This window comes from Lentzea sp., from assembly GCF_036380075.1.
In the GTDB taxonomy this organism is placed as follows: Bacteria; Actinomycetota; Actinomycetes; order Mycobacteriales; family Pseudonocardiaceae; genus Lentzea.
Window position 1 is genome coordinate 1 of record NZ_DASVFL010000296.1, and the last position, 6122, is coordinate 6122.

General features: G+C 73.1%; 3 protein-coding genes. 2 read left to right on the plus strand and 1 reads right to left on the minus strand.

What is annotated here, in order from left to right:
- Positions 1-4554: type I polyketide synthase (locus VF330_RS31240; RefSeq protein WP_330855293.1), on the plus strand; the 4554-nt coding region annotated here is incomplete at its 5' end.
- Positions 4555-4575: 21 nt separating this feature from the next.
- Here the strand turns inward: VF330_RS31240 and dpgD are convergent.
- Complete coding sequence (gene dpgD / locus VF330_RS31245; RefSeq protein ID WP_330855294.1) at positions 4576-5370, minus strand: enoyl-CoA-hydratase DpgD; 795 nt, start codon at positions 5368-5370, stop codon at positions 4576-4578.
- A gap of 208 nt (positions 5371-5578) precedes the next feature.
- Between dpgD and VF330_RS31250 the strand changes: the two genes are divergently transcribed.
- Positions 5579-6004: a hypothetical protein gene (locus VF330_RS31250; RefSeq protein ID WP_330855295.1), complete on the plus strand. Its 426-nt coding sequence runs from the start codon at positions 5579-5581 to the stop codon at positions 6002-6004.
- The last annotated feature ends 118 nt before the right edge of the window (positions 6005-6122 follow it).

Here is a 6122-nt window from a genome sequence, read left to right on the forward strand (position 1 = left end):
GAGCAGGCGCGGGAGCTGCTGGACCTCGTCCGGTCGGCCGCCGCGCAGGTGCTGGGGCACCACGACCCGGCCGCGGTCGAGGAGGACAGGCAGTTCCGCGACCTCGGCTTCGACTCGCTGACCGCGGTCGAGCTGCGCAACGCGTTGCTGGAGAAGACCGGTCACCGGCTGCCCGCGACCCTGGTGTTCGACTACCCGACACCGCTCGCGCTCGCCCGGCAGCTGCGGACCGACCTGCTCGGCGAGACGGCCGCGGCGGCACCGGTCGTCACCGCGCCGGTGGACGAACCGATCGCGATCGTCGCGCTGAGCTGCCGCTTCCCCGGCGGCGTGACGAACCCCGAGCAGCTGTGGGACCTGCTCGCGTCCGGCGGTGACGCCATCTCGGGCTTCCCGGACGACCGCGGCTGGGACCTCGACCGGCTGCGCCACCCCGACCAGGACCGGCCGGGCGTCTCGCACGCCCACGAGGGCGGGTTCCTCTACGACGCGGCCGAGTTCGACGCGGACTTCTTCGGCATCTCACCCCGTGAGGCGCTGGTCATGGACCCGCAGCAACGGCTGCTGCTGGAGGCGTCGTGGGAGCTGTTCGAACAGGCGGGCATCGACCCGGCCTCGTTGCGCGGCAGCGACACCGGCGTCTTCGCGGGCACCAACGGCCAGTTCTACGCGGCCCTCGCGGCGGACACCGACGAGGACGTCGCCGGGTACGTCGGCACCGGCAACTCGGCGAGCGTCGTGTCCGGCCGGGTGGCCTACACGTTCGGCTTCGAGGGCCCGGCGGTCACCGTGGACACGGCGTGTTCGTCGTCGCTGGTGGCTCTGCACCTCGCGGCACAGGCACTTCGGCGCGGTGAGTGCTCGCTGGCCGTCGCCGGCGGTGTCACCGTGATGTCCACTCCGGACGCCTTCGTCGACTTCAGCCGGCAGCGCGGGCTTGCGAAGGACGGGCGCTGCAAGGCGTTCTCGTCCTCCGCCGACGGCACCGGCTGGGGCGAGGGCGTCGGTCTGGTCCTCGTCGAACGGCTCTCCGACGCCCGGCGCCACGGCCACCAGGTCCTGGCGGTCGTGCGGGGCAGCGCGGTGAACCAGGACGGCGCCTCTAACGGTCTCACCGCGCCGAACGGGCCGTCGCAGCAACGCGTCATCCGCAAGGCGCTCGCCGACGCCGGGCTGACCCCCGCCGACGTGGACGCGGTGGAGGCGCACGGCACCGGCACGGCGCTGGGCGACCCGATCGAGGCGCAGGCGCTGCTCGCGACCTACGGCCAGGACCGGGAGACGCCGCTCTGGCTGGGCTCGGTCAAGTCCAACATCGGCCACACCCAGGCCGCGGCCGGTGCCGCCGGCCTGATCAAGATGGTGCTGGCCCTGCGCAACGACACGCTGCCCAAGACGTTGCACGTCGACGAGCCGTCCACGCACGTCGACTGGTCGGCGGGCGCTGTCTCGCTGCTCACCGAGGCACGGCCGTGGCAGCGCAACGGCCACCCGCGCCGCGCCGGGGTGTCGTCGTTCGGCGTCAGCGGCACGAACGCGCACGTGATCATCGAGGAGGCGCCGGACAGCCCGGTCGTCCCGTCGCCGAGCGACGTGATCGCGCCGCTGGTCCTGTCCGCGAGCAGCCGGGAGGCGTTGGCGGACCAGGCAGCACGGCTCGTGCCCGTGGTCGGCGCGACCGAACCGGCCGCGGTGGCGCGATCTCTGGTCACCTCCCGCGCCACGCTCGGCCACCGCGCCGTCGTCCTCGGCGAGAGCCGGGCCGACCTGCTCGGCGGACTCACGGCACTGGCCGCGGGACAGGAGGTTCCCGGACTCGTCAGCGGTGCCGCGGTGCCGGGCAAGACCGCGTTCCTGTTCTCCGGTCAGGGTTCCCAGCGCCCCGGCATGGGACGGGAGCTGTACGGGCGGTTCCCCGTGTTCGCCCGGGCCTGGGACGAGATCTGCGCCGCGTTCGACGACCGCCTCACCGACGTCGTGACCGGTGGCGACGGCCTCGACCACACGGGTTGGGCCCAGCCCGCGCTGTTCGCGGTCGAGGTCGCGCTGTTCCGCCTGCTGGAGTCGTGGGGCGTGCTCCCGGACTTCGTCGCCGGCCACTCGATCGGCGAGGTCGCCGCGGCCCACGTCGCCGGGGTGCTCTCGCTCGCCGACGCGGCCGTGCTCGTCGAGGCTCGCGGCAGGCTCATGCAGCGGCTCCCGGCCGGCGGGGCGATGGTCGCGTTGCAGGGCAAGGAGAACGAGATCCCCGAAGGTGTCTCCATCGCCGCGATCAACGGACCGGACTCGGTCGTGATCTCCGGTGACGACGACGCCGTGACGCGGGTCGAGCAGGAGTGGCGCGCAAAAGGCCGCAAGACCTCACGGCTGCGCGTCTCCCACGCGTTCCACTCCACGCACATGGATGCGATGCTCGACGACTTCCGCGCCGCGATCAGCGGACTGACCTTCCACGAGCCCCGGATCCCCGTCGTGTCCAACGTGACCGGCCTGCTGACCACCGACCTGGCCGACGCCGAGTACTGGGTCGAGCACGTGCGCGAGCCGGTCCGCTTCCACGACGGCGTGCGGGCGCTGGCCGCCGCCGGAGTCAGCCGGTTCGTCGAAGTGGGGCCGGACAGCGTCCTGGCCGCCCTCGTCAGGGACTGCCTGGAGGACGACGCGGTGGTCGTGCCGCTGCTGCGCCGCGACCGCGAAGAACCCGCGACGCTGCTCACCGCCATCTCCACCGTCCACGTAACCGGCGGGACAGTGGACTGGACGGCTCTCGTGCCGGAAGCCGGCCCGGTCGCCCTGCCGACCTACCCGTTCCAGCGCGAACGGTTCTGGCTCACGCCCCGCAGGACGTCGGCGCGGTCGCGGCACGACTGGCTCCTGGAGCTGGAGTGGGTCCGCGCCGACCTGCCGGGCAAGCCGTTCGAGGTCGTCAGCGACCTCGCGGCCCTGCGGACGGTCCCGGACACCGTGGCGGTCGTCGTGCCCGGCACCCCGGACCTGCGCGAGCTCGCGGCGTGGACCGTCGGCCTGGTCCGCGACTGGCTCGCCGACGACCGGTTCACCGCCGCCAAGCTGGTGGTCGTGACGTCCGTTGAGGACGAGCTCGGCAGCGCGACCGTCCAGGGCCTGATCTCCTCGGCCCAGCTGGAGCACCCCGGCCGGTTCGTGCTCGCCGAAGTGGACTCGCTGCCCGCCACCCTCCCCGTCGACGAACCGCGGTTCTCCCTGCGCGGCAACGAACTCCGCGTGCCGCGGCTGCGCAGGACCGCACCGACGACGGCGGTCGAGGGCGACTTCGGCGGCGACGGCACGGTGCTGGTCACCGGGGCGTTCGGCGGTCTGGGCGCGCTGCTCACCCGCCACCTCGTGGCCGCCCGCGGCGTGCGGAAGCTGTTGCTGCTCAGCCGGAGCGGCGCCGGAGACCCGCGAGCGGCCGACCTCGTCACCGAGCTGGAGGACCTGGGCGCGGAGGTCGACGTCGTCGCCGCCGACGTCTCGGACCGGCAGGCACTCGAGCGAGCACTGGCCGGCGTCCGGCTCACGGCCGTCGTCCACGTCGCCGGGACCAACGACGACGGCGTGGTCGAGTCGCTGACGCCCGAGCAGATCGACCGGGTGTTCCGGGCCAAGGTCGACGCGGCCCTGCACCTCGACGAACTGACCCGCGACCACGACCTGACGGCGTTCGTGCTGTTCTCGTCGGCGTCGGGCGTGCTCGGCGGACCCGGTCAGGGCAACTACGCGGCCGCCAACGCCGTCCTGGACGCGATCGCTAGCCGGCGCAGGGCAGCCGGACTGCCGGGCCTGTCGCTGGCGTGGGGCCTGTGGGCCGAGCGCGAGGGCATGGGCGGCCGGGTCAGCCAGGGCGACCTCGACCGCATGGCGCGCGGTGGTGTCCTGGCGATGTCCGCGGCGGAGGGCCTGGCCCTGTTCGACGCGGCCCAGCACCGGGACCAGGCCGTGCTGGTGCCCGCCAAGTTCGACCTGGACGCGATGCGGCTCGACCCGCCGGCGTTGCTGCGGGGTCTCGTCGGCGCCCCCGTCGAGGACAAGCCCGCGGTCCCGTTGCGCGACCAGCTCGTCCCGCTGTCCGGGCAGGACCGCCGCCGGGCGGTGCTCGACCTGGTCCGCACCGAGCTGGCCGTCGTGCTCGGTCACCGCGGCACGGACCGGATCGAGGCCACCAGGGGCTTCCAGGAGGTCGGCGTGGACTCGCTGACCGCGGTCGAGCTGCGCAACCGGCTCACCGCCAGGACCGGGCTGAAGCTGCCGAGCACGCTGCTGTTCGACCACCCGACGCCGGTCGCGCTGGCCGCCCACCTGGTCGGCGAGATCGTCGGCGACGACGGTCCGGCGGCGGTCGTGCTCGCCGGGCTGGACGCCGTCGAGCAGGGCCTCGCGCTCGTCCACGAGGACCGCGAGACCTACCGGAAGGTCATGGCACGCCTGGAGAGCCTCGTCTGGAAGTGGCGCGACGACCGGGACGGCGGCACGGACGTCGACGCGGTGTCGGTGGACGAGCTGTTCTCGTTGATCGACGAGGAGTTCGGGGCCTGACGAGCCGGGGGTGGCGCGGGGTCAGCGCCCGCGCCACTGCGGCTCGCGTTTCTCCACAAAGGACAGAGGGCCTTCCAGGGCGTCCTCGCTGTGCATCCGCCGCTCCTCCCAGACGTACCGGGTCGCGAACGCGCGGTCCAGCGGCAGGGTCGCCGCCGTCGCGGCGGCCTCCTTGATCGCGCGGACCGCGAGCGGCGCACACCGCAGGATGTCCCGCACCCACCCGTCCACGGCGTCGTCCAGGTCCGCGGCGGGCACGACCTCGTTGACCAGCCCCAGTTCGTACGCGCGGGCGGCGCTCAACCGGCGGCCGGTGACCAGGTGGCCCACCGCCGTCTTGAACGGGATCTGCCGCGTCAGCCGGAAGACCCCGCCGGCACCGGCGACGAGGCCGAGCCTGGCCTCCGGCAGGGCGAACTCCGCGTGCGCCGCCGCCACCACGACGTCGCACGCCAGCGCCAGCTCGAACCCGCCGCCGAACGCGTACCCGTTCACCCGCGCCACCACGGGCTTCGCGAGCTCGAACCGCTCGGTCAGCCGCGGCCAGCCCGGCTTGCCCCTGCTGCCGAACGTCGACGGCGCCGCCGTCCCCTCCCGCGTCCTGGCCACCAGCTCGGTGAGGTCCTGCCCGACGGAGAACGACCTCTCGCCAGCGCCGGTCAGCACCGCGACCCACAGCTCGTCGTCGCGCTCGAAGTCGTCCCACACCTCGGCCAGCTCGGCGTGCGTGGCGAGGTCCATGGCGTTGAGGACCGCCGGGCGGTCGAGCGTGACGCGGGCGACGCGGCCCTCTTTCTCGTACCGGACTCGGTTCACGGATTTCCCCCGGGTGAATGCGGACCGAAAGGCGAGATTACCGCGAACGGTTCAGCCGGCGCATTTTTAGGGGTGCGCGTTAGGGGTGCGCGAAGCCCCGCATGAGGGGTTCCGGTAAGGGGGTGTCAGGCCCAGGGTGCTCCAGTAGGGTCGAGAATGGATTCAGGGAATCTCGAATTGCGCATTGTTCGAGCGAAGGATTGAGAACATGGGCCGTTTCACCTACCTGTCCCAGTCGGCTCAGGACCGCGAACCCGAGGTCGCCGACCTGGAGATCACCATCACCACCGCGGACGAGGTGGCGGTGGGCGACGTGGTGAACGTCGAGGTCACGCTGCAGACCCTGGACCCGACCCGCAAGAGCCTCCCGGCCCGCGCGATCACCGGCGACCTGACGATCACCGTCGGCGGCGCCGTGCAGACCGAGATCACCGCCAAGGGCCTGACCAACGCCAACCGCGTCATCGGCGGCCACGCCGTGCTGCTCACCGGCGGCCACGCCGAGTTCGTGGCCGAGGTGCCCGGCACCTACACGTTCGCCGCCGGCCGGGTCGACGTCGTCACCCCCGACTACCCGATCGTCTGCGTGCCGAAGGACGAGGTCGCGGCCGACAGCAAGACGTCCGTCGCGTGAGCACGGCCTGGGAGGCGTTGCGCGGCAGGCTGAGCGGCGAGCTCACCCTCCCGGCCGACGCCGGCTACGACACCGCGCGGCAGCTCCAGATCGCCGAGTACGACCGGGTGCGGCCGGA